1 protein-coding gene and 1 pseudogene are annotated in these 1,407 nt (G+C 67.5%); both read left to right on the top strand.

All coding sequences use genetic code 11. The annotated features are described in order from the left end of the window. Positions 1-67: 67 nt before the first annotated feature. A complete protein-coding gene (locus D8M29_RS12325) occupies positions 68-598 on the top strand; it encodes a Mu transposase C-terminal domain-containing protein (protein ID WP_174233372.1) in 531 nt (176 codons plus the stop codon). Further along, a pseudogene (locus tag D8M29_RS12320) lies at positions 592-1,296 on the top strand (TniB family NTP-binding protein); the annotation flags it as partial. The gene D8M29_RS12325 and the pseudogene D8M29_RS12320, both read left to right, overlap by 7 nt. Between the last annotated feature and the right edge of the window lie 111 nt (positions 1,297-1,407).

Genomic DNA, 1,407 nt, shown 5'->3' with positions numbered 1-1,407 from the left:
CCCTGAGGCTTTCAGCTGCTCGACCAGGTCCTGGCCCGAGGGCTCGCCTGGGTTCTTCTCGTCGATCATGGTCATGATTCTTACCGTTCCTCTCGGTACGGCTTACACAGACCATCTGACACGCCCCAAGCTCACGCGCACCGGGTTTGTTCTAGACCATGTCCACTATTTCGCCAATGCGCTCAAGCCGTGGATCGCACGCCGCGAGGCCCTGGAGCGGTTCCTCATCCGGCGGGATCCGCGCGATATCAGCCGCATCTGGGTGCTGGACCCCGAGGGCACCGCGTACATCGAGGTCCCGTATCGGGCGTTGTCGAACCCGGCGGTCAGCGTGTGGGAGCACCGGCAGGCTCTGGCCCGGCTGCGCGAGCGTGGGGCCACCGAAGTCGACGAGTCGGGCCTGTTCCGGATGATCGAGCAGATGCGCACCATCTCCGAGACCGCCCAGAAGACCACCAAGCACACCCGCCGCGAGAGGCAACGCCGCACCCAGACCGGGACGACCACTACGAGGCCGACGCCCCCGGTGCCGGAACCACCGGTCGTACCAACGGACTTGGATGTGGTGGCCCGGTTCGGGGAGATCGAGCAATGGTGAATGCCAACGAGTACGAGCCGCTGGAGCTGTCCCACTTGCACCCGGCCGCGCAGCCGGTGGCGCGATTGCCGGCGGCCGAGCGGGTCCAGCGGATCCGCGCGGACCGCTGGATCGGCTACCCGAAGGCGGTCGAGGCCGTCGAGCGTCTGGAGACCATGCTCGGCTGGCCGGCGAAGCAGCGCATGCCCAACCTGCTACTGGTGGGCCCGACAAACAACGGCAAGTCGATGATCATCGAGCGCTTCCGCCGGCAGCACCCGCCCAGCTCCGAACCGGACCGGGAGCAGGTCCCGGTGGTGTGCGTGCAGATGCCCTCGGAACCATCACCCTTGCGGTTCTACACCGCGATCCTGTCCGTCCTGGGCGCACCCCTGCGGCCCCGGCCTCGTCTGGTGGAGCTCGAACGCCTCGCCTTGTCCCTGCTGCGCGAGGTCGGGGCGCGGATGCTGGTCGTTGATGAGCTGCACAACGTGCTGGCCGGTCGCGGGGACACCCGTCGGGAGTTCCTGAACCTACTGCGGTTTCTGGGCAACGAACTGCGCATCCCGCTGGTCGGGGTCGGCACCCGCGAGGCCTACCTGGCGGTGCGCTCCGATGACCAGTTGGAGAACCGCTTCGAACCCTTCGTGCTCCCGCTCTGGGAGGCCGACGACCAGGCGAGATCCCTGCTGGCCAGCTTCGCCGGGCGTGTCAACTTGTCTGTGTAAGCGGGGTGGTCACAGGTAGGGGTTGATCCGGTCGGGGTAGGCCGCGGCGAGCTGGGCGAGGGCCTGCTTCCAGTTCGTGACGGCCTGGCCTTCGACGAGCCG

The sequence above is a fragment of the Micrococcus sp. HSID17227 genome (assembly GCF_003989405.1).
Classification (GTDB): Bacteria; Actinomycetota; Actinomycetes; order Actinomycetales; family Micrococcaceae; genus Micrococcus; species Micrococcus luteus.
The sequence above is the reverse complement of the archived record's forward strand: the minus strand, read 5'-3'. Positions and strand labels throughout refer to the sequence as shown.

Excerpts from the sequence above, each read along its gene's own strand:
- D8M29_RS12325 (WP_174233372.1), top strand. The coding sequence starts at position 68 with ATGGTCATGATTCTTACCGTTCCTCTCGGTACGGCTTACACAGACCAT.